17 protein-coding genes and 2 riboswitches are annotated in these 21,880 nt (G+C 69.6%); of the genes, 3 read left to right on the top strand and 14 right to left on the bottom strand.

Annotated features, from left to right (window positions below; translation table 11 throughout):
- Positions 1–12: 12 nt before the first annotated feature.
- Positions 13–2,226 carry a malate synthase G gene (locus CKW28_RS11215; RefSeq protein WP_003927475.1) on the top strand — a complete coding sequence of 738 codons (2,214 nt, stop codon included), beginning with the start codon at positions 13–15 and terminating at the stop codon, positions 2,224–2,226.
- A 75-nt stretch (positions 2,227–2,301) separates the two neighbouring features.
- Positions 2,302–4,503, top strand: a complete 2,202-nt coding sequence (locus tag CKW28_RS11210) for a substrate-binding domain-containing protein (RefSeq protein ID WP_003927474.1) — start codon at positions 2,302–2,304, stop codon at positions 4,501–4,503.
- Here CKW28_RS11210 and CKW28_RS11205 read toward each other — a convergent pair.
- The 12 genes from CKW28_RS11205 to secA2 all read right to left on the bottom strand — a co-directional run bounded on the left by CKW28_RS11205 (position 4,484) and on the right by secA2 (position 17,206).
- Entirely contained in the window at positions 4,484–5,365 is an 882-nt protein-coding gene (locus CKW28_RS11205; protein ID WP_040548164.1) for an alpha/beta fold hydrolase, read from the bottom strand. The genes CKW28_RS11210 and CKW28_RS11205 overlap by 20 nt on opposite strands.
- A gap of 71 nt (positions 5,366–5,436) precedes the next feature.
- Positions 5,437–8,280, bottom strand: a complete 2,844-nt coding sequence (gene gcvP, locus CKW28_RS11200) for an aminomethyl-transferring glycine dehydrogenase (RefSeq protein ID WP_003927472.1) — start codon at positions 8,278–8,280, stop codon at positions 5,437–5,439.
- 55 nt (positions 8,281–8,335) lie between these two features.
- Positions 8,336–8,443, bottom strand: a riboswitch (glycine riboswitch).
- Positions 8,444–8,542, bottom strand: a riboswitch (glycine riboswitch).
- Between the two features lie 227 nt (positions 8,543–8,769).
- A complete protein-coding gene (locus CKW28_RS11195; RefSeq protein WP_003927471.1) occupies positions 8,770–9,396 on the bottom strand; it encodes a MerR family transcriptional regulator in 627 nt (208 codons plus the stop codon).
- Positions 9,397–9,643: 247 nt separating this feature from the next.
- Positions 9,644–10,138, bottom strand: coding sequence for a bifunctional nuclease family protein (locus CKW28_RS11190; RefSeq protein WP_003927470.1), 495 nt, complete (start codon positions 10,136–10,138; stop codon positions 9,644–9,646).
- Positions 10,139–10,255: 117 nt separating this feature from the next.
- Positions 10,256–10,987, bottom strand: a complete 732-nt coding sequence (ftsR, locus tag CKW28_RS11185; protein WP_003927469.1) for a transcriptional regulator FtsR — start codon at positions 10,985–10,987, stop codon at positions 10,256–10,258.
- The gene (gene garA, locus CKW28_RS11180; RefSeq protein ID WP_040548161.1) at positions 10,988–11,467 is read right to left on the bottom strand and encodes a glycogen accumulation regulator GarA; all 480 of its coding nucleotides are present in this window, start codon (positions 11,465–11,467) and stop codon (positions 10,988–10,990) included.
- A gap of 174 nt (positions 11,468–11,641) precedes the next feature.
- Positions 11,642–12,037, bottom strand: coding sequence for a glycine cleavage system protein GcvH (gene gcvH, locus CKW28_RS11175; RefSeq protein WP_003927467.1), 396 nt, complete (start codon positions 12,035–12,037; stop codon positions 11,642–11,644).
- 28 nt (positions 12,038–12,065) lie between these two features.
- Entirely contained in the window at positions 12,066–12,899 is an 834-nt protein-coding gene (locus CKW28_RS11170; protein ID WP_003927466.1) for a DUF881 domain-containing protein, read from the bottom strand.
- Positions 12,899–13,231 (bottom strand): small basic family protein, encoded by a 333-nt coding sequence (locus CKW28_RS11165; RefSeq protein ID WP_003927465.1) that lies wholly within the window; start codon positions 13,229–13,231, stop codon positions 12,899–12,901. Before CKW28_RS11165 ends, CKW28_RS11170 begins: the two co-directional genes overlap by 1 nt.
- Positions 13,232–13,303: 72 nt before the next feature.
- Complete coding sequence (locus CKW28_RS11160; RefSeq protein WP_003927464.1) at positions 13,304–14,248, bottom strand: DUF881 domain-containing protein; 945 nt, start codon at positions 14,246–14,248, stop codon at positions 13,304–13,306.
- Positions 14,245–14,850 (bottom strand): CDP-alcohol phosphatidyltransferase family protein, encoded by a 606-nt coding sequence (locus CKW28_RS11155; protein WP_040548158.1) that lies wholly within the window; start codon positions 14,848–14,850, stop codon positions 14,245–14,247. The genes CKW28_RS11160 and CKW28_RS11155 overlap by 4 nt, the downstream gene beginning before the upstream one ends.
- 10 nt (positions 14,851–14,860) lie before the next feature.
- Complete coding sequence (secA2, locus tag CKW28_RS11150; protein ID WP_003927462.1) at positions 14,861–17,206, bottom strand: accessory Sec system translocase SecA2; 2,346 nt, start codon at positions 17,204–17,206, stop codon at positions 14,861–14,863.
- A gap of 180 nt (positions 17,207–17,386) precedes the next feature.
- Here secA2 and CKW28_RS11145 point away from each other — a divergent pair, with 180 nt between their 5' ends.
- A complete protein-coding gene (locus CKW28_RS11145; protein ID WP_003927461.1) occupies positions 17,387–19,303 on the top strand; it encodes an ABC transporter ATP-binding protein/permease in 1,917 nt (638 codons plus the stop codon).
- A gap of 73 nt (positions 19,304–19,376) precedes the next feature.
- Here the strand turns inward: CKW28_RS11145 and CKW28_RS11140 are convergent, their stop codons facing one another.
- Positions 19,377–20,828: an FAD-binding protein gene (locus tag CKW28_RS11140; protein ID WP_003927460.1), complete on the bottom strand. Its 1,452-nt coding sequence runs from the start codon at positions 20,826–20,828 to the stop codon at positions 19,377–19,379.
- A gap of 205 nt (positions 20,829–21,033) precedes the next feature.
- Positions 21,034–21,708 (bottom strand): Rv1815 family serine proteinase, encoded by a 675-nt coding sequence (locus CKW28_RS11135; RefSeq protein ID WP_234784908.1) that lies wholly within the window; start codon positions 21,706–21,708, stop codon positions 21,034–21,036.
- Positions 21,709–21,880: the final 172 nt, after the last annotated feature.

Raw genomic sequence — 21,880 nt, 5'->3', positions numbered from 1 at the left:
GAGGAGGAAGTAATGACCGAACGCGTGACGGTGGGAAATCTGCGCGTGGCCCGGGTCCTGTACGACTTCATCAACAATGAGGCCCTGCCCGGCACCGGCATCGACGCGGACCGGTTCTGGTCCGGGGTGGACAAGACGGTCGCCGACCTGACCCCGCGGAACCGGGAGCTGTTGGCCCACCGCGACGAGCTGCAGGCGCGCATCGACAAGTGGCACCGCCAGCGGGTCATCGAGCCGATCGACCAGGCGGCGTACAAGGAGTTCCTCACCGAGATCGGTTATCTGCTGCCGGAACCCGAAGACTTCACCATCACGACGGCCAACGTCGACGACGAGATCACCACCACGGCGGGGCCGCAGCTGGTGGTCCCGGTCACCAACGCGCGGTTCGCGCTCAACGCCGCCAACGCCCGGTGGGGGTCGCTGTATGACGCGCTCTACGGCACCGATGTGATCCCGGAGACCGACGGCGCCGGACAGACCGGCCCGGACGGCGGATACAACCCGGTGCGCGGGAGCAAGGTGATCGCCTACGCCCGCGGGTTCCTCGACGAGGCGGTTCCGCTGGCCGACGGCGGCTGGGCCGACATCACCGGCCTGCGCATCGAGGACGGCCGGCTCGTCGCCGCCCTCGATGCGGACCGCACCACCGGGCTGGCCGATCCGGAGCAGTTCGTCGGCTACACCGGCGAGCTCGGCGCCCCGCAGTGGTCGGTGCTGCTGCGCAACCACGGCCTGCACATCGAGATCCTCGTCGACCCGGACTCCCCCGTCGGCAAGACCGATGCGGCCGGCATCAAGGACGTGGTGCTGGAGTCGGCGGTGACCACGATCATCGACTTCGAGGATGCGGTGGCCGCCGTCGACGCCGACGACAAGACCGCCGCCTACCGCAACTGGCTGGGCCTGATGCGCGGCGACCTGTCGGCGGAGGTCACCAAGGACGGTCGGACCTTCACCCGGGTGCTCAACGAGGACCGCACCTACCGCACCCCCGACGGCGCGGGCGAGTTCACCCTGCCGGGCCGCAGCCTGCTGTTCGTCCGCAACGTCGGCCACCTGATGACCAACGACGCCATCGTCACGGTCGGGGCGGACGGCGAAGAGACCGAGGTGTACGAGGGCATCCAGGACGCGCTGTTCACCACCCTGTGCGCGCTGCACGGGCTGCGCAGCGGCGGTGAGAACGGGCCGTTCCAGAACAGCCGCACCGGGTCGATCTACATCGTCAAACCCAAGATGCACGGCCCCGACGAGGTGGCGTTCACCGTCGACCTGTTCGGCCGGGTCGAGGATGTGCTGGGCCTGCCCCGCAACACCCTCAAGGTCGGCATCATGGACGAGGAGCGCCGCACCACCCTCAACCTCAAGGCCTGCATCAAGGCAGCCTCCGAACGGGTGGTGTTCATCAACACCGGCTTCCTGGACCGCACCGGCGACGAGATCCACACCTCGATGGAGGCCGGGCCGATGGTCCGCAAGGGCGCGATGAAGACCCAGCCGTGGATCCTCGGCTACGAGGACAACAACGTCGACGTCGGCCTGGCGACCGGGTTCGTCGGCCGCGCGCAGATCGGCAAGGGCATGTGGACGATGACCGATCTGATGGCCGACATGGTCGAGCAGAAGATCGCCCATCCCCGCGCCGGCGCCAGCACCGCGTGGGTGCCGTCACCGACCGCCGCCACCCTGCACGCCATCCACTACCACCAGGTCGACGTGCAGGCGGTGCAGAAGGAGCTGGCCGGTAAGCGGCGGGCCACCGTCGACCAGCTGCTCACCATCCCGTTGGCCAAGGATCTGGCATGGGCGCCGGAGGAGATCCGCGAGGAGGTCGACAACAACTGCCAGTCGATCCTCGGCTACGTGGTGCGCTGGATCGACCAGGGCGTCGGCTCGTCGAAGGTGCCGGACATCCACAACGTCGCGTTGATGGAAGACCGTGCCACGCTGCGCATCTCGAGCCAGCTGCTGGCCAACTGGCTGCGGCACGGCGTCATCACCGAGGAGGACGTCAAGGCCAGCCTGCGCCGGATGGCGGCCGTCGTCGACAAGCAGAACGAGGGCGACCCGAAGTACCGGCCGATGGCTCCCGACCCCGAGGCCAGCATCGCGTTCCTGGCCGCCGAGGAACTGATCCTGTCCGGGACCAGCCAGCCCAACGGATACACCGAGCCGATCCTGCACCGGCGTCGCCGCGAGTTCAAAGAGCGGTTCGGCGGTTAGACCGCCGAAGGTGGGGTGACGATCCGACCATGTTCAGGTCACTGCCGATCAGCTCGCTGAACGTCGGGAGCTGCGATGGGTAGACACCGGTTACCCGATCCGGACGACGAACCGACCGGCGACGATTCGGCCACCGAGCGGTTCCGGTTCCCGTTCAGCGGCCGGCCCGAGGAACGTCCGGGCGACCGGGGCGGTCGGCACTTCTCGCCGGACGACTTCGAACCGGACTTCCCGCCTGATTCACCCGGCTACGGCGACGCCCCCGGTGACGGGGGTTATGCCGACACGGGCTACGGCGGGGCTGAGCCGGGGTACGGCGGCGAGGTCTCGCCCGGACGCGGATTCCGCGACTGGGAGGCCGACCAGCCCGATTTCGGCGAATACGGTGACGAACCGGCGTACGGGGACGACTCCTATGGGGACGACTCCTATGGGGACGACGCGTTCGGGGACGACTCCTACGGGGAGGACTCGTCGGACGAGGAGCCCGCCGAGACGCCGACGGCCGGGCGACGCCGGGTGTTCGATCCGGACACCGGCGAGTGGACCGGCAGTCATCGGGCGGTGGACAGCCGCCCGCGCGGCGTGAGCCCGGGGGTGATCGCCGCGCTGGTCGGGGTGGTGATTCTGGTCGCCGGCTTCATCGGGTGGCAGTTCTTCGGGGATGCGCTGTCGAACCGCAGCGGCGCCGCGGCGGCCCGCTGCGTGGCCGGCGATCTGAACATCTCGGTCCTGGCGGACCCGTCGATCAGCGACCACACCCGGACGCTGGCCGACCGCTACAACGACACCGCAAGCCAGGTCGGCGACAAATGTGTGAAGGTGTCGGTCCGCTCGGCCGAACCCGACGCGGTCATCGACGGGCTCGGCAGCCAGTGGCCGGCCGATCTCGGCGACCGGCCGGCGGTGTGGATTCCGGCCAGTTCGCTCTCCGCGGCCCGATTGGAGGCGGCGGCCGGGCCGCAGACCATCGACGACAGCCGCTCCCTGGTGACCTCCCCCGTGCTGTTGGCGGTGCGCCCCGAACTGAAATTCGCGCTCGGCCAGCGGGACTGGTCGGCTCTGCCGGACCTGCAGCGCAACCCCACCGCGCTGGACGACCTCGGGCTGAACGGCTGGGGCTCGCTCAAGCTGGCCCTGCCGCGCAGCGGCGGCGCCGACGCGTCCGGCCTGGTGGCGGAGTCGGTGGCGGCCGCCTCGGCACCGGACGGCGCACCGGCCACCGGCGGGTTGGGCGCGGTCAACGCGCTGCTCGCGGGTCAGCCGGAGCTGTCCGACGACACCTGGTCGACCGCGTTCGACGCGCTGGTCGACAGCGGTGATCCGCGATCCGCGCCGGTGCACGCGGTCGCCAGCACCGAACAGCAGCTCTATCAGCGCAGCACCTCGCTGTCCGATCCGGCGCAGACGGTGGCCGCGTTCCGGCCGGACGGGCCCACCGCCGTCGCCGACTATCCGACGGTGCTGCTCAGCGGCGACTGGCTGGAGCAGGATCAGCGCGCCGCGGCCAGCGAGTTCGTCCGGTTCCTGCGGCGCCCCGAGCAGCTCGGCGAACTGGCCGCCGCCGGCTTCCGCACCGACGCGGCCGGCCCGCCGGACAGCGCTGTGGTGGACTTCGCGGCGGTGTCGACACCGTTGTCCCTGGAGGACGACGAGATACGGGTCACGCTGGCCGAGGCGGTGACGTCGCCGCAGGCGGGTGCGGCGGTCACCATCATGCTGGACCGCTCGATGACCGAGGTCGAGGGCTCCAACACCCGGATGGGCAATGCGGTCAACGCGTTGATCGACCGGGTGCCGGCGCTGCCGCCGTCGGCGGCGGTCGGACTGTGGACCTTCGACGGGGTGGCGGGCCGCTCCGAGATGACGGTGGGCCCGTTGTCCGAGCCGGTCGACGGCCGGCCCCGCGCGGACGCGCTCACCTCGGTGCTCGACGCGCAGTCCTCGACCGCCGGCGGCACCGTGTCGTTCACCACGCTGCGGCTGGTCTACACCGACGCGACCGCGAACTATCAGGACGGCCAACCCAATTCGGTGCTGGTGATCACCGGTGGCCCGCACACCGACCGGACCCTGGACGGGCCGGGTCTGCAGCAGTTCCTCCGGCAGACGTTCGATCCGCAGCGCCCGATCGCGGTGAACATCATCGACTTCGGCGAGGACTCCGACGTGCCCACCTGGCAGGCGGTGGCCGAGGCAACCGGCGGGACCTACGTGAACCTGCCCACGTCGGACACCCCGGAGTTGGCCGCCACGATCACCCGATTGTTCGGTTGAGCCCGAGCAACTCCAGGGCGGCGCGCGCGAACACCTCCGGCACCTCGATCTGGGGGTAGTGACCCACCCCGGCCAGTTCGATCACCTCGGCGTCCGAGCGCAGTTCCCGCAGCCCGGCCAGCACATCGGTGGTCGCCACCGGATCGTCGGTCCCCCACAGCAGCCCGAGTGGTTTGGGCCAGTCGGCCACCGCCCCGTGCCAGCGGTCGGCGTAGCGCACCCGTTCGTTGAGGTACGCCGTCAGCAGATGCATGATGCGGTGGCCGTCGTGGTAGGACATCAGCGCCCACTGCGCCGCTCCTTCCGCGGCGCTGAGCGGACGCTGCTTGCTGAACACCTTGCCCAGCCCGCGGATGAACATCGGTTCGTTGACCAGCTGGGACACCACCGGCCCGAACCGGCCGCGCAGCACCTTCTGGATCGGCCGCAGGCTGGCCCGGTCCAGCAGCACGCTGCCGTTGCTCAGCACCACCCGCTGCAGCCGAAACGGCAACTGCCCCTGGAGGTCCCGGGCCATCAGCTCGGTGGCCACCGACGTGCCCATGTCGTGCGCGATCAGCAGCACCGGCTCATCGGTGACGGAGCGCACCACCGTCTGCACCAGATCGGCCTGCTCGAACAGGCTGTAGCGGTGCGGACGGGGTTTGTCCGACAGGCCGAAACCCAGAAAGTCGAACGTCACCCAACCCCGGTCGCCCAGTTCCGGCAGCACCGCGCGATAGTCGTACGAGCTCGACGGATACCCGTGCAGCAGCACCACCGGTGAACCGCGGCCCGACGCCGACCGGACGAACACCGACCCGACGCCCGTGCGGATCCACCGGCCCTCGGCGCGCCACCGGGCCACCGTCGCAGGCAACATCGGTCCGAGGTTAGCCGCCCGGCCCGGTGCCGCACCGGGTTTCAGGCGACCGGATGTCAGGCATCCGGGTGTCAGGCATACGCCTCGATCGGCGGGCAGGAGCACACCAGGTTGCGGTCCCCGTAGGCGCCGTCGATCCGGCGCACCGGCGGCCACACCTTCGGCCGGAACCCGGTGCCCAGCGGATACGCCGCCTGCTCGCGGGTGTAGGGGTGGTTCCACTCCCCCGCGATCAGGCACTCGGCGGTGTGTGGGGCGTTGCGCAGCGGATTGTCGTCGACCGGCCACTCGCCCGACCCGACCCGGTCGATCTCGCGGCGGATGGCGATCATGGCCTCGCAGAACGCGTCGATCTCGGCGAGGCTCTCACTCTCGGTGGGCTCCACCATCAGCGTGCCGGCCACCGGGAAACTCATGGTCGGGGCGTGGAAGCCGAAGTCGGCGAGCCGTTTCGCCACATCGTCGACGGTGACGCCGGTCGCCTTGGTGAGCGGCCGCAGATCCAGAATGCACTCGTGGGCGACCATGCCGTTCTCGCCGGTGTAGAGCACCGGGAAGTACTCGTCGAGCCGCCGGGCGATGTAGTTGGCCGAGGCGATCGCGGTCAGGGTCGCCGTCCGCAGGCCCTGCGCGCCCATCATCCGGATGTACATCCAGGTGATCGGCAGGATCGACGCCGAGCCGTACGGCGCGGCCGACACCGTCAGCGTGTCGCCGAGTTCGTCGGCCAGCGGGTGGCCGGGCAGGTACTTCGCCAGATGCACGCCGACCGCCACCGGCCCGACACCGGGACCGCCGCCGCCGTGCGGGATGCAGAACGTCTTGTGCAGGTTCAGGTGGCTGACGTCGCCGCCGAACCGGCCCGGCCGGGCCAGCCCGACCAGCGCGTTGAGGTTGGCGCCGTCGACGTACACCTGACCGCCGGCGTCGTGCACCGCCGCGCAGATCTCGGCCACATCGTGTTCGTACACCCCGTGGGTGGACGGGTAGGTGATCATCAGCGCCGCCAACCGGTCGGAGTGCTCGGCGATCTTGACGCGCAGATCGTCGAGGTCCACGTCACCGTTGGGCCGACAACCCACCACCACGACCCGCATCCCGGCCAGCGCGGCCGAGGCGGCGTTGGTGCCGTGCGCACTGGACGGGATCAGGCACACGTCCCGCTGGGGTTCGCCGCGCTCGGCGTGGTAGGCCTGGATCGCCAGCAGCCCGGCGTACTCGCCCTGCGAACCGGCGTTGGGTTGCAGCGAGACGGCGGCGTACCCGGTGATGTGGGCCAGCCACTGTTCGAGGTCCGCGATCAGCCGGCGGATGCCGGGGGTGTCCTCCTTCGGAGCGAACGGGTGCAGCCTGGTGAACTCCGGCCAGGTGATGGGCTCCATCTCGGCGGCCGCATTGAGTTTCATCGTGCACGAGCCGAGCGGGATCATCGACCGGTCCAGGGCGATGTCCTTGTCGGCCAGCGACCGCAGATACCGCATCATCTCGGTCTCGGTGCGGTACCGGGTGAACGCGGGATGGGTGAGGAACGGCGTGGTCCGGGTGGCGATGTCCGGCCCGGTGAACGGTTCGTCGACCGGGGTGGCGCCGAACGCCGCCAGCACCTCGGTCACATGCTCCGGGCGGGTGGCCTCATCGCAGGACACCGACACGTGGTCGGCGTCGACCAGCCAGAGGTTGATTCCCCGTTCCTTGGCCGCGGCGCGGATCTGCTCGGCGCGTCCGGGCACCCGGGCCAGCACGGTGTCGAAGAACCGGTCGTGCACCACCTGCACCCCCGCGGCGGTCAGACCGGCCGCCAACCGCCGGGCGTGGTCGTGCACCCGCCGCGCGATCGCGGTCAGCCCGTCGGCGCCGTGGTAGCTGGCGTACATCGCGGCCAGCACCGCCAACAACACCTGGGCGGTGCAGATGTTGCTGGTCGCCCGGTCGCGGCGGATGTGCTGCTCCCGGGTCTGCAGCGCCAGCCGGTAGGCGGGTGCGCCGTCGGCGTCCTTGGACACCCCCACCAGCCGGCCGGGCAGCTGCCGGGCCTGCTTGCTGCGCACCGCCAGATAGCCGGCGTGCGGGCCGCCGAAACCCATCGGCACCCCGAAGCGCTGGGTGGTGCCGAACGCGACGTCGGCGCCGATCTCGCCGGGCGGGGTGAGCAGGGTCAGCGCCAGCAGATCGGCCCCGATCGCCACCATCGCGCCGCGGTCGTGGGCCTGGCGGATCAGCTCGGACCAGTCCACCACCGCGCCGCCGGCGCCGGGCAGCTGGGCGATCACCCCGAAGAACTCCCCGTCCGGCAGCCCCTGACGCAGGTCGGCGGTGACGATCTCGATGCCCAGCGGGCGGGCGCGGGTGGCCAGCACCGCCGCGGTCTGCCGGTACACGTCGGCGTCGACCGCCAGCCGGTGTGACCCCGCCTTGGTGGCGCGGTGCATCAGCGTCATGGCCTCCGCGGCGGCAGTGCCCTCGTCGAGCATCGAGGCGTTGGCCACCTCCAGCCCGGTCAGGTCGCTGACCATGGTCTGGAAGTTCAGCAGAGCCTCCAGCCGGCCCTGGCTGATCTCGGGTTGATACGGGGTGTAGGCGGTGTACCAGGCCGGGTTCTCGATGATGTTGCGGCGCAACACCGCCGGGGTGAGCGTGTCGTAGTAGCCCTGCCCGATCATCGACACCGCCACGGTGTTGGTGTCCGCCAGCGCCCGCAGTTCTGCGAGCGCCTCATCCTCGGACAGCGGCGGCGGCAGCTCCTGCAGGCCGGGCGCCAGTCCGTCGCCGGCCAGCGAGTCGAGGATGTTGCCGGGCAGCGCCTTGCGGGCGAGCTCGTCGAGTGAGTCCACGCCGATGGTGTGCAGCATGGTGGCGACGGCGTCGGCGTCCGGGCCGATGTGCCGGTCGACGAACGGTGAGTGGTGGTCGGACACGAACAGCCTCCCCTGGGCACGAGATGAGCCGAAGCGGCCGGATACCGCTAACGGTTCCTCTCCCTCTGTCGTCCACCCGTACCGGGCGCCTGAGAGATTCGGCGGTTCGGCCGCCTTTCCCCATGGGCGGGTGAGCTCTGCTCACCGCTTTCCAGAGGCATCGTGCTCCGGCGCGGTCCGGGGTGCCTGAGAGGTTGACGGAGAGGTGTTGCTCCTTCGGCGTCCGTGGCTGGCGGCCACGGATCTCTCCCGCGCAGGACTGCGATGCGGGGTCGAGTTTACCGGGCCCACCCCGTCGAACGACGCAGCGCGACACGGCGAACGTGCATTCCATGCGGGGAAACCGTCCCCAGACCGCGTGGAATACACGTTCGCCGCGCAGCACCGGCGACAAAGACGGAGGGGCAGAGGAGACGGGAGCGGATGGGACCGCCGACGCCCAGACCAGAGCGCCGCCCGGTCCGGGCGGCGCGGTGCGGCGGGAAGCGATCAGCCGATCTTGCGATCGCGGTGCTTGCGCCGGGACGCGAGCTCGTCCTCGGGTGCGGCGATCGACTCGCCGCCGTCGGCCCGCTCGCTGGGGAAGTCGCGGATCACGCCGGTCAGTTCGCGCATCGCACCGGACACCGCGATACCGAAGACGCCCTGCCCGCCCTGGAGCAGATCGACCACCTCCTCGGCGGAGGTGCACTCGTAGACCGTGGTGCCGTCGGAGAACAAGGTGATGTTCGCCAGATCCTGCACGCCGCGCTGACGCAGATGGTCGACGGCCACCCGGATGTTGTGCAGGGAGATGCCGGTGTCGAGCAACCGCTTGACGATCTTGAGGACGAGGATGTCCTTGAACGAGTACAGCCGTTGGCTGCCGGAACCGGCCGCGCTGCGGATCGACGGCACCACCAGCGAGGTGCGCGCCCAGTAGTCGAGTTGACGGTAGGTGATGCCGGCGATCTGGCAGGCGCTCGGCCCGCGGTAGCCGACCAGTTCGTCGGGCACCGAGTCGTCAGGGAACAGTCCGGGCTGAACCGGTTCGGCCGGCGCGTTCGTCGCGCCTTCGGCAGGAGCCGAACCGTCGGTGGTCAGGTCCAACTGCTCTTGACGTGGCGTGTCGCCCACTTTGTCGAATCCTCTCGCCGATCGGTCTGCCCGTCGAAGAGCCCACGTCGACCCGCTACATCGGCTCTTCCGGACAAGCCCGAATATGTCGAGCATACGCTTCCCGCCGGGGTCCCGGAGTGGCGTCCCGAGCGCCGCGGCCCCCAAAGTATGGCGGCCGGGACGACCCTTCCGAGAAACCCACGCCGCGTGTCTGAACCGATTTGTCCAGTTGAAACGCTTCTGTGATCTTGACCGGTGGGTAACCTCAGGTCGCCTTGAAGTCGTCGGGCGAAACGCTGTCGAGGAACTCCTTGAACTTCTCCACCTCGTCCTCGCGGACGGCGCCGGCCTGGTCCTCGTCGCTCTCGTCGGGGATCAGCAGACCCGCCTCGGCGAGCACCGCCTCCTCGACGTAGATCGGCACGCCGACCCGCAGCGCGATCGCCACCGAGTCCGAGGGGCGCGCCGACACCTTGATGTCGCGGTCGAAGATCAGGTCGGCGTAGAAGGTGCCCTCCTGCAGATCGACGATGCGGACTTCCTTCAGGGAATGACCTAGCGCGGCAATCACATCCCGGATCAGGTCATGCGTCAACGGCCGGGCCGGCTCCACCCCCTGCTGTTCCAGCGCGATGGCGGCAGCCTCCGACTGCCCGATCCAGATGGGCAGATACCGATCACCGTTCGACTCGCGCAGCAACAACACCGGCTGGTTTTGGGGCTGCTCCACGCGAATGCCGACCACACGAACTTCAGCCATCTGTGTCTGCCCTCCGCACCGCTGTGCCGTCGTGTCCCTACGTGTCCCTACCGGACCGTTCTACCACTTCCGAGACCGGACGTTCCGGCTGAAAGCCGTCGTCATCGAGTCTAATCCTCAGCGGTCGAGAACGTCGCGCACAGCCGATTTGATCAGCGCCGTGTGCAGGGTGATGGCCAGGGCCGCGACCTCCCGCGCCAGATCGTCGGCCCGGTCCCGGGCACCGGCCTTGTCGGTCTTCACCAACGGGCCGGCGATCTGGGCGATCAGATCGGACTGCCGGTCGGCGGCGGACCGGAAGGCCCGCAGGTGGCGCGGTTCCACCCCGTATTCGGCGAGCGCCCGGGCGCACTGGGCGATGACCACCGAATGCTCGTCGAAGAACCCGCCCGGCCCGGGCTTGATCACCCCGGCCTTCACCAGACCCGACAGCAGCGACTCGTCCACTCCGGACCGGGCCAGCAGATCCTCCCGGCTGAGCCGGACCTGGGTGGGCGCCACCCCGGCGGCGTTGGCGCCGGACGCACCGTCGGCCGACACCAGCCGCGGCACCGGATAGACCGAGGGCAGCTCCGGCAGCTCACCGTCGGGCATGGCGTCGAGTTGCGCCTTGATCACCTTCAGCGGCAGGTACTGGTCGCGCTGGGCAGTCAGGATGAACCGCAGCCGGGCACAGTCGTAGGCGGTGAACCGCCGATATCCCGACGCCGTGCGCATGGGCGTGACCAGTCCCTCGGACTCCAGGAACCTGATCTTGGAGATGGTCACGTCCGGGAACTCCGGTCGCAGCAGATCCAGGACCGCTCCGATCGACATCCCGGTCAGCGCTGGGGTGTCGGGTGCACTCATCTAACTGCCCGGACCACTTTCTTCGCTCTTGGGGCCGGTGAGGAACACCAGCCGGAACTTACCGATCTGGACTTCGTCTCCATTGGCGAGGACCGCCGAGTCGACCGGCTCCCGGTTGACGTAGGTGCCGTTGAGGCTGCCGACGTCGACGACCTGGAACTCGCCGCCCTCCAGCCGGAATTCGGCGTGACGACGGCTGACCGTGACGTCGTCGAGGAAGATGTCGCTGTCCGGGTGCCGGCCGGCCGAGGTGGTCGGCTGGTCGAGAAGGAATCGCGAACCCGCGTTGGGTCCGCGTTTGACGACGAGCAGCGCCGAACCCGGTGGCAGGCCCTCGACACCCGATACCGCACCCTCGGTGCCGGCCTGGGCCGGGGCGTCCAGCTCACTGAGAAAGTCCGCGCGGAACACCGATGTGGTCTCCACCGTGACTTCGTCGGACGTCTGGTCCGGCCCCGAACTACTGTCCTTATCCGTCACCCGCTGCTCCTCACTGGCTGCTGTGGCGATACCTGGCAGGCTCCCAGCCGCCTTCCATCTTCCGTCGACCGTACCGCGCAGCGGACGCCGTTGTGTCCACCACTGCCGGATCGGCCGTGGCGCGGCCGTCCGGCGGCGGTCAGTCGAGCCGAACGGCAAGACCCTAGCAATATCTCACTCGTCGATGACCGCACGGTAGCCATCTGCGGTGAGCAGATTCTGCAGTGCCGCGCCGAGCTCGTCCGGGTCGGCCTGCACGTCGATGAGCCAACCCTCCCCGTACGGGTCGGAGTTCACCAGGTCCGGGCTCGCCTCCAGATTGTCGTTCACGGCAACGACTTTGGCGGTGACCGGGGCGAACAGGTCCGACACCGACTTGGTGGACTCCACCTCCCCGAACGACTCGCCCGCGGTGATTTCGGCGCCGACGTCGGGCAGTTGCACGAACACCACGTCGCCCAGCGCGTTCTGGGCGTAATCGGTGATGCCGACCCGGGCGGTGCCGTCGCCGGTGCGCCGCACCCACTCGTGCTCGGAGGTGTAGTACAGGTCGGACGGAATGTCGCTCACGTGACTCCTCAGGCTTGACCCTTGGTGCTCATTTGACAGGCTGAGCGTATTGGCGTGGTTTCGGTTGCCGCAAGGCGGTCACGTCGACCCGCTCGGCCTGTTCGATCCGCATCCTGCCGCCCACCCGTTCCACCGCGTCCATCGCACCGCCCGGGATGGTCATCGCCGCGGCCAGGGTCGGCGGATCGCCGATCGCCGACACCGCGTACGGCGGCGTGAGGGTGGCGTCGTCGACGATCAGCGTGCCGGGCGCCCCGGCGACCCAGCTGTCCACCCCGATGCGGGCGGCGGGCCCGTCCGGTCCGCCGCCCCGGATCTCGATGGCCTCCGCGCCGGCGTTGCGCAGTTCGTTGATCACGTCGACCATGGTCTCGGGCGACACGCCGGGCGCGGTGTCGTCGATGGTGAGGATCACGCCCGGCCCGGTGGCGGCGACCGTGCCGATCATGATCGACAGCGCAGCCAGCCGCTCCTGGGCGTTCTCGATGGCGGCCTCGTCGCTGCTGCCGGACGCCTCCAGCGCGGCCAACGTGCGCTGCAGATCGGCGATCTCGGTGTTGAGCGCGGCCTCACGTTGCTGCAGCGAGTCCAGCAACACCAGCAGATCGGCCGGCCGGGCGGTCTGCAGCGCGTCGTCGGATTCGTTCTGCCGCACCTGGGTGACGATGGCCACGCCGAGCAGCAGGCACAGCAGCACCGCGAGCGCACCGAACAGCAGCCGCTGACCGCGGCGGCCGGCGGGGAACGGTCCGGCGCCGGACGGCATCTCGTGCCGCCCGTGCCGGGGTCCGGACCCGGCGGCCGGGGCCGCGGTCGCCTTGCGGTCCTCGTCTCGGGGGCCGGTGGCCGGGCCGCCCGCCATCACGCACCGAACAATCTGCGCCGCAGGGCGGCTGCGTTGCCGAAGATGCGGATGCCGAGGACGACGATGATCGCGGTGGACAGCTGCGTGCCGACGCCGAGTTGATCGCCGAGATACACGATCAGCGCGGCGACCAGGACGTTGAACACGAACGACACCACGAACACCTTGGAGTCGAAGATGCCCTCCAGATAGGCGCGCAGGCCGCCGAATACCGCATCCAGCGCGGCGACCACCGCGATGGGCAGATAGGGCTGCACCAACACGGGCACGTCGGGTTGAAACACCAGGCCCAGCACGATGCCGACGACGAGTGCGGCGATTCCGATCATGGGTGTCCGATCATCTCCAGTTCATTGGTGGGGGTCGTGTCGTCCAGTGCGGTCATCCGTCCGAGCGGTGGGTCACCGCCCCAGCTCGGTGGCGAAGTTCACCTCCCGCGCCGTGGCGGCCGGCACCGTCAGGTCGTCCTCGACGCTGACGTTGACCCCGACCCCGTAGGCGGATTCCAGCAGCCGCAACCGCTGCAGTGCGGTGCTGCGGTCGAACTGGTCCTGCATGCCGCGGGGCGGTCCGACGGCGCGGATGACGTACGGGCTGCTGATCGGCCGGTTGTCGACCAGGATGCCGCCGCCGGCCTGCCGGATCGTCACGTTCGGACCGATCCGCACCTCGTCGATCGCGATCGCCTCGGCGCCGCTGATCCACAGCGAGTTGACCACCAGCTGCAGATCGCGGTCCAGGATCACCTGCCGGCTGCCGGGCACCCGTTCCTTCGACAGGTCGCTCAGGTCCCGGGTGGCGCCCGGATCGGTGACGGTCACGGTCAGCCCGGGGCCGCGCACCGGGGTCGCGGCCGCCGCGAAGTCGGCCACGTCGAGTTCGTCGAGGAGTTCGCGGCCACGGGTGTCGCCCTCCAGCCGGGTCCGCCGCTTCCCGTCGACCTCGGCGGCCAGCGCATCCCGGCGGGCGGCGACCTCGTCGGCGGTGGCCTCGGCCGCTCGCACCGTGCCGGCCAGCACCTGTTGATCCTCGCGCGCCGTGGGAGCCATCGACTTCGCCTGCGCGGCGGCCGCGGCGAACACGATCGCGATGGCCAGGGCCGCCAGCACCTGCCACACCGATTCCGCCGGCCGGCCCCGCCGCGGCCGCTCGCCGGTGGCGCGTTCATCCGCGGCGGCCGCGTAGCCGGGGTCCAGATGCTCGGACAGCAACGACCGCAGCAGCGACGGCATCGGCAGTTTCTCGGCGCGGCCGACGACGTGGGTGGGCAGGCCGGCCTGCGGGTCGTACCCGGCGAAGTTGCCGACCAGCGGCGGCTTGTCGTCCGGATCGGCGCCGGCGCTCATCGCCGCACCCTCGGCAGCCTGCGCACCACCAGCCCCACCTGGATGAGGTAGAGCACGCCGGACCACAGGTACATCACCAACGCCCAGATCAGGAAGCCCCACCCGCAGTACAGGGCGATACGGCTCCACAGCGCATCCCAGTGCCCCAACAGAATCAGCGGGAACGCCGACATCAGCCCGAAGGTGGCGGCCTTGCCGATGTAGGTGACCGGCAGCGCGGTCAGCCCCCGGCTGCGTAACGCCGGCAGCGTGGTGGCCAGCACGGCGTCCCGGCCGACCAGCACGGCCACGATCCACCACGGCAGGAGGCCGGCGATGCCGAACGCGATCGGCACCGTCACCATGTAGATCCGGTCGACCAGCGGGTCGAGCAGCTCGCCGAGGCGGGATGACTGGTTGTCGACCAGCCGGGCGATCTTGCCGTCGGCCCAGTCCGACACGCCGCTGACCATCAGTACCACGACCGCCCAGCCGTACGCGGCCCCCGACGCCGGCGCGACCAGCAGCAGGTACAGGAAGACCGGGACGAGGGCCAACCGTGCGACGGACAACATGTTGGGCACGGTCAGCACCCGGTTGTGCTCCCCCACAACGCCGGTCATGCCGGTAAACCTAGCGGAAGACCCCGGGCAGGCTCAGCGCCGACGTGGTCTCGTCCTCGAGCGGGTTGTCGTGCACCATGTACGTCCACGTCGAGGTCGGCCGCGCCAGCTTGGACAGATCCACCCCCGGCTCGTCCTCGATCGACTCGGCGGTCTCGAAGGTCTGCTGGGCGGCCTCGATCGCGTCGGCGGCGAGCGAGGCGAACGCGTCGACGGCCATCCGGTGGAACTCGTCGAGCGGGTTCTGCCGGCCCAGCGCCCGCAGGTGGATGCTCTCCCGGATGTCGGCCAGGAAGGCCAGGTGATCGGCCCAGCCCCGGTCCAGGTGGTAGAGCATGATCAGCCGGCAGATCTTCTCCAGCTTCTCCTCGGCCCCCGGGCCGAGTTCCTCGGTGAGTTCGGCGTAGCGCTCGGGGGACCGTTCGGCGAGCTCCTCGCGCGCGGTCGGGGTGCGCAGCAGGGTGTTGCGCCGCTCCACGATGATCGCGCGCTGCTGGGCGATCAGCTGGTTGTAGCGCCAGGTGTTGGCGTGCACGTCCAGCAGCCGGCCCTCGGCGATCCGCTGGGCGTGGTCCAGCAGGCTGGTGGCCTTGGGGTGGACGATCCGGCCGTCCTCGTCGGTGTCCAGCGGCAGCTTGTTGTCCTCGAGGTGGGACGCCACCACCGGGTCGTCCCAGCTGGCGAAGAACACCGACGAGCCGGGGTCCCCCTGCCGCCCGGCCCGGCCGCGCAGCTGGTTGTCCAGCCGCGCGGTGTGGTGGCGGCCGGTGCCGACCACGTGCAGCCCGCCGAGTTCGGCGACCTCCTTCTTGGCGGCGGAATCGTCGCCGGCGTCGGATCCGCCGAGCCGGATGTCGGTGCCGCGCCCGGCCATCTGGGTGGACACCGTGACCGCGCCGAGCTTGCCGGCCTCGGCGATCACCGCGGCCTCCTCGGCGTCGTTCTTGGCGTTGAGCACGACGGCGGGCACCCCGGCCTTGACGAGCTTCTTGTGCAGCTCCTCGGATTCGGCGACGTCATGGGTGCCGACCAGCACCGGCTGACCGGTGGCGTGCACCTTCGCGACATGCTCGACGATCGCGGCGTTCTTGGCCTCGGTGTTGATGTAGACCCGGTCTTCCTCGTCGACCCGGATGTTGGGCTTGTTCGGCGGGATCGGGGACACGCCCAGCTTGTAGAACTGGCGCAGCTGCTCACCGGCGGCGAGCGCGGTGCCGGTCATCCCGCACACCGTCGGATAGCGGTTGATCAACGCCTGCACCGTGATGGTGTCGAGCACCTCGCCGGTCTCGGTGGTCTCGATGCCCTCCTTGGCCTCCACCGCGGCCTGCAGCCCGTCCGGCCAGCGCTGCAGCTGGGCTATCCGGCCGCGCGAGGAGTTGATCAGATGCACCGCGCCGTCCCGGACGATGTAGTGCACATCGCGTTGCAGCAGCACATGGGCGTGCAGGGCGACGTTGATCTCGGTCAGCGTGGTCGCGACGTGTTCCTCGGAGTACAGGTCGATGCCGCCGAGCGCGGCCTCCATCTTCTGGGCGCCGGCCTCGGTGAGGTGCACGTTGCGGTTGTCGGCGTCGGTGTCGTAGTCGACGCCGGGCGTGAGCTCCCCGACCAGCCGGACGATCTCCAGCCGGGGTTGTTCCCGGTGGCTGGTCCCGGCCAGCACCAGCGGCACCAGTGCCTCGTCCACCAGCACCGAGTCGGCCTCGTCGATGAGCGCCACGTCGGGGTTCGGCGACACCAGATCCGCGACGTCGGTGACCAGCTGATCGCGCAGCACGTCGAAGCCGATCTCGTTGACCGACGCGTAGGTGATGTCGCACTGGTAGGCGGCGCGGCGTTCATCGGCGGTGGAGTCGGCGGTGATCCACCCGACGGTCAGGCCCATCGCCTCCAGCAGCGAACCCATCCACTCGGCGTCGCGGCGCGCCAGGTAGTCGTTGATGGTGATGACGTGCACGCTGCGACCGGCGATCGCGTAGCCGGCGGCGGCGATCGCTCCGGCCAGCGTCTTGCCCTCACCGGTGGCCATCTCGACCACGTCGCCGGCCAGCATCCGCAGCGCGGCCAGCAGCTGGACGTCGAACGGCCGCATCTTGCTGGTCCGTTCGGCGGCCACCCGGGCGATCGCCAGGAACTGCGGGATGTCGGCCGCGTTGGCCAGATCCTCCAGCTCCAGGAGTTCGACGGCCTTCTTCAGCTGGTCGGCGTCCAGCGCGGCGGCCTTCTCGTCGAACTTCTCGGAGGCTCGCACCTGGCCCATGGACCGGTTGAGTTCCCGGTCGGTGCTGGCGCCGAGCAGCTTCCAGAACCGGTTACTGACACGACCTGGGGTACGGGTCTTGGTTTTCGCCACATCAATACGGTACGCGGAGACCCGTCCCGGTCCGGCGAATGCGGGCGTCCCGCCTCGACACGCCCTCGACACGCGGGGTTCGCCTGTGCTGCTGCGCCGCCCGGTCGCCGGCCGGTGGATGCGGTATTTTCGCAGCCGCGACGTCGGGCGACGTCGCCCGACCGAGTGCCCGGGAGTGCTGTGGAACTGGAACCGTTCAGCCCGTCCATCGACTGGGCCGGCGAGTGGTGGGAATCGCTGAAGTTCATCGCCCTGACGTGGACGATCAGCGCGGCCGGGGTGTTGCTGATCTGTGTGCTGCTGGGCCTGTTCACGGTGTGGGGGCGGCAGTTCTGGCGGATCACCGGCGGCTACTTCGTCGGGCGGGACAGCCTGCCGGTGTGGGGCCTGTTCGCGGTGCTGCTGCTGTCGGTGGTGGCGTCGGTGCGGCTCAACGTGCTGCTCAGCTACTACAGCAACGACCTGTACTCGGCGCTGCAGTCGGCCTTCCAGGGCGCCGCGAGCGGCGACGAGGCGGTCCGAGACTCCGGGGTGAGCGGTTTCTGGTTCGCGATCTGGGTCTTCGTGGTGCTCGCCACCGTGCACGTGGCGCGCACGATGCTGGACATCTACCTGATGCAGCGGTTCATCATCCGGTGGCGGGTGTGGCTGACCGACCGCCTCACCACCGACTGGCTGGACAACCACGCCTACTACCGCGCCCGGTTCATCGACCGCACCATCGACAACCCGGACCAGCGGATCCAGACCGACATCGACATCTTCACCACCGGCTACGGCACCACCCCGAACGTCCCGTCCTACGGCACTGGGACGGTGCTGTTGTTCGGGGCGGTGGAGTCGGTGGTGTCGGTGGTGTCCTTCGCGGCGATCCTGTGGAACCTGTCCGGTCCGCTCTCCGTGCCGCTGATCGATCTGACCATCCCCCGGGCCCTGTTCTGGATCGCGATCGCCTTCGTCATCTTCGCCACCGTGGTGGCGTTCTGGATCGGCCGGCCGCTGATCCGGTTGAGTTTCCGCAACGAGGCGTTCAACGCCGCGTTCCGGTACGCCCTGGTGCGGCTGCGCGACGCCGCCGAGGCGGTCGGGTTCTACCGCGGCGAACGCGCCGAGAAGGTGGAACTGGACCGGCGGTTCAACGCCACGATCCTCAACTACCGCCGCTGGGTGGCCCGCACCATCGGTTTCACCGGGTGGAACCTGACCATGAGCCAGGCGATCAACCCGCTGCCGATCGTGGTGCAGGCGCCGCGGCTGTTCAACGGTGAGATCGCGCTCGGCGCGGTCATGCAGTCGGCCTCGGCGTTCGGGGAGATCCAGAACGGGCTGTCGTTCTTCCGCAACGCCTACGACAACTTCGCCAGCTACCGCGCGGCGATCATCCGGTTGCACGGTCTGGTCGAGGCCAACGAGGCCGCCCGCGCGATGGGCGCGTTGGAGACCGCTGCCAGCACCGACGGGTCGGTGGAGTTGTCCGATGTCGAGGTCCGCACGCCGACCGGCCGCCAACTCATCGAACCGTTGAATCTGCGGCTGGAGCGCGGCGAATCCCTGGTCATCACCGGCCGGTCCGGGGCCGGGAAGACGACGTTGCTGCGCAGCCTGGCGCAGCTGTGGCCGTATGCGACCGGGACGCTGCGCCGCCCCGCCGACCGCGACACCATGTTCCTGTCCCAGCTGCCCTATGTGCCGTTGGGCGATCTGCGCACGGTGGTGTCGTATCCGGCGGAGTCCGGACAGATTCCCGATGCCGAGCTGCAACGCGCCCTGCACGACGTGTCGCTGGGGCATCTGGTGCACCGGCTCGACGAGCTGCAGGACTGGGCCAAGGTGCTCTCGCCCGGCGAACAGCAGCGGGTGGCGTTCGCGCGGGTGCTGCTGAACCGTCCGCAGGTGGTGTTCCTGGACGAGGCCACCTCGGCGCTGGACGAGGGTCTGGAGTTCCAGATGTACGAGCTGCTGCGCGACCGGCTGCCGGACACCATCCTGGTCAGTGTCAGCCATCGGCCCACCGTCGAGCAGCATCACCACCGGCACCTGGAGTTGCTCGGCGACGGTCAGTGGCGTCTCGGCGAGGTGGCCTCACCAACCCCGTGAGTCCGGCCCCGTGAGTCCGGCCCCGTGAGTCCGGCCCCGTGAGCGGGCCGGCCGGTTTCGGCGGGCGGGGCGGTCAGCGGCGGCGGGCGGCGTGGGCGCCCGCGCGCCGGCCGAAGAACGACCCCTCGCCGAGCTGGGTACCGGTGGAGTAGCCCTTGCAGTCCTGGGCGATGTTCGACGCGCACGCGCCCGCGGCGTACAGCCCGTCGATCACGCTGTCGTCCGCGCGCCGAACCTGCCCGTCGATCGTGGTGGACAGCCCGCCCATGGTGAACCCGGCGTACATCGCCTTGCCGAGTGAGAGGTCGAACGCTCCCCACGGGCCCTTGTCCTGCGGGGCAAGGTATTTCGGCGATTTGTGGAAGTCGGGGTCCTCACCCTTGGCGGCGAACTCGTTGTACCGGTTCAGCGTCGCCACCAGGTTGCCCTCCGGGATACCGAGTGCGGCCTCCATCTCCTCGACGGTCTCCCAGCCGTCGATCAGCGGGGTGAGCGGATAGCGCGGCGGCTCCATGTGAGCCTCGTCGACGATCAGGTACGCCACCCGGTCCGGCTGGTCCATCACGAAGCCCGAGGTGCGGGCGTGGTAGGAGTCCTCGGCGACGAACCGCCGGCCCAGCTTGTTGACGACGATCCCGGTCAGCAGGGTGGCCGGCGGGTAGATCGCCGCGGTGATGAACGACTGGTCCATGTGTTTGGTGGCGCCGCCGACGGATTGGCCCAACCGGATGCCGAGCCCGTCGTCGTAGGTGTTGCCCAGGACGAACGGCTTCTCGGCCAGCTCGGGGGTGTAGGTGGCGACCATCTCGGGGTTCATGACGAAGCCGCCGGCCGCGATGATCACCGCGCCGGCCCTGATGTGGCCGGTGTCGGAGAACCGTTTCCAGGCCACCCCCACCACCCGGTCGCCGTCGACGACGAGGTTGGTGGCGCCGGTCTCGTAGCGGATCTGCACGCCGAGGTCGCCGGCCCGTTTCACCAGCAGGTCGATGACCATCTTGGCGCCCTCGGTGTCGCCGGGCACCGGCACCTTGTGCCCGCGCGGCGCCGGGACGGCCAGTTCGTTGAACGGCCACACCTCTTCGTTGCCGGTGTACATCAGCCCTTCGGTGCCCGGGTTGATGACGGCCTTCTCCGGGTAGAAGCTGCGTTCGAATTCGAAGCCGAGATTCTCCAGCCAGGTGAAGTGCTCGACACTGCCGTCACAGTAGGCGCGGATCTTGTCGTGTTCGGGTTCCCGGGACACCGCGACGAGGTACTTGTACATCTCGTCGGGGGTGTCCGGATGACCGGTGGCCTGCTGCACCGGGGTGCCCCCGCCGAGGTAGAAGTGGCCGCCCGCCATCGCGGTGGTGCCGCCGGCCACCGCGGCGCGTTCGAGCACCAGGACCCTGGCCCCGGCTTCGGCCGCACTGACCGCGGCGCAGCCGCCGGCGATGCCGAAACCGACGACCACGACATCGAACTCGTCCGACCACTCCGTCACGTCCGCGGCGTTGACGGTGTGCGGAATCTCAGTGCTCACAGCGGCTCCTGTTCGACGCGCGTCCAACGAACTGGACAACTGTCCGAAAATGTCGCCATGAGGATATCCCCGCCGCCCGACGATGGCTAGAACGTGTTCTAATTCATCTCGGCCGGGGTCCGGCTCAGGCCGCCGCGGCCGTAGGTTCGGCTCAGGCCGCCGCGGCAGTAGGTTCGGCTCAGGCCGCCGCGGCAGTAGGTTCGGCTCAGGCCGCCGCGGCCGGGGTCCCGGCGGTCGCCTTGATGATCTCGTCGTTGATCTGCGCGGTGGTCGACTGCCAGGACACCGCGGCCGGGAACTGACCCCAGGTGCTGTTGAACATGCCGATGATCACCGCCTGACCGGCCTCGTTGACGGTGTAGACCGGGCCGCCCGAGTCGCCCTTCTGGCTGACGACGCCGTCGCCCATGGTGAACCAGCCGTTGTTGACCGCCGCGATCCTGCCGCAGCTCTCCCCGGTGACGACGCCGAAGTGGCAGACCGGCTGACCGGGCTGGGGCACCACGGTCGGATCCTCGACCAGCACCCGCCCGGTGGGCAGCACGTTGTTCATCACGACGTCACCGGCGAGCTGAATGGTCTGCCAGTCGGCGATCTGGTGATCGGTGGCGACGGTGGAGCCGTTCGGGGTGTTGTCGCGGAACATCAGTTGGGTGCCGATGAACCGGCCGGCGCGGTCGGTCACCGTGCCGCTGCCGCGGCAGTGCCCCGCGGTGTAGGCGATCCGGCGCACCGCGTCGATGAAGCCCAGGGTGCAGGAGTTGGTGTCCTGGTGGATCTCCATGCCGGGATGCACCACCACACCCGGGCTGCTGTGGGCGGGCGCCGAGGCGAGGGTGAGCGCGGCCAGCGGTGCGAGGACCATCCCGAGAAGACGCATCCGACGTGACCGCACCGTGGCCTCCTAATCCGCGCCGGGCGTCACGTGACACGCGCCCCGGGAACACCAGTGAGTGGACGACCGGTATTTCGGACCCCTTGACCGTTTCGTTACTCCCACTACCCCGGTGGGTGGGCGGACAAACCGCGACGCGGTCGGGCAGCCGGTCGCG

Source organism: Mycolicibacterium thermoresistibile (assembly GCF_900187065.1).
Taxonomy (GTDB): domain Bacteria; phylum Actinomycetota; class Actinomycetes; order Mycobacteriales; family Mycobacteriaceae; genus Mycobacterium; species Mycobacterium thermoresistibile.
Note: the sequence above shows the minus strand (reverse complement) of the source record. Positions and strands in the feature narration are given on the sequence as shown.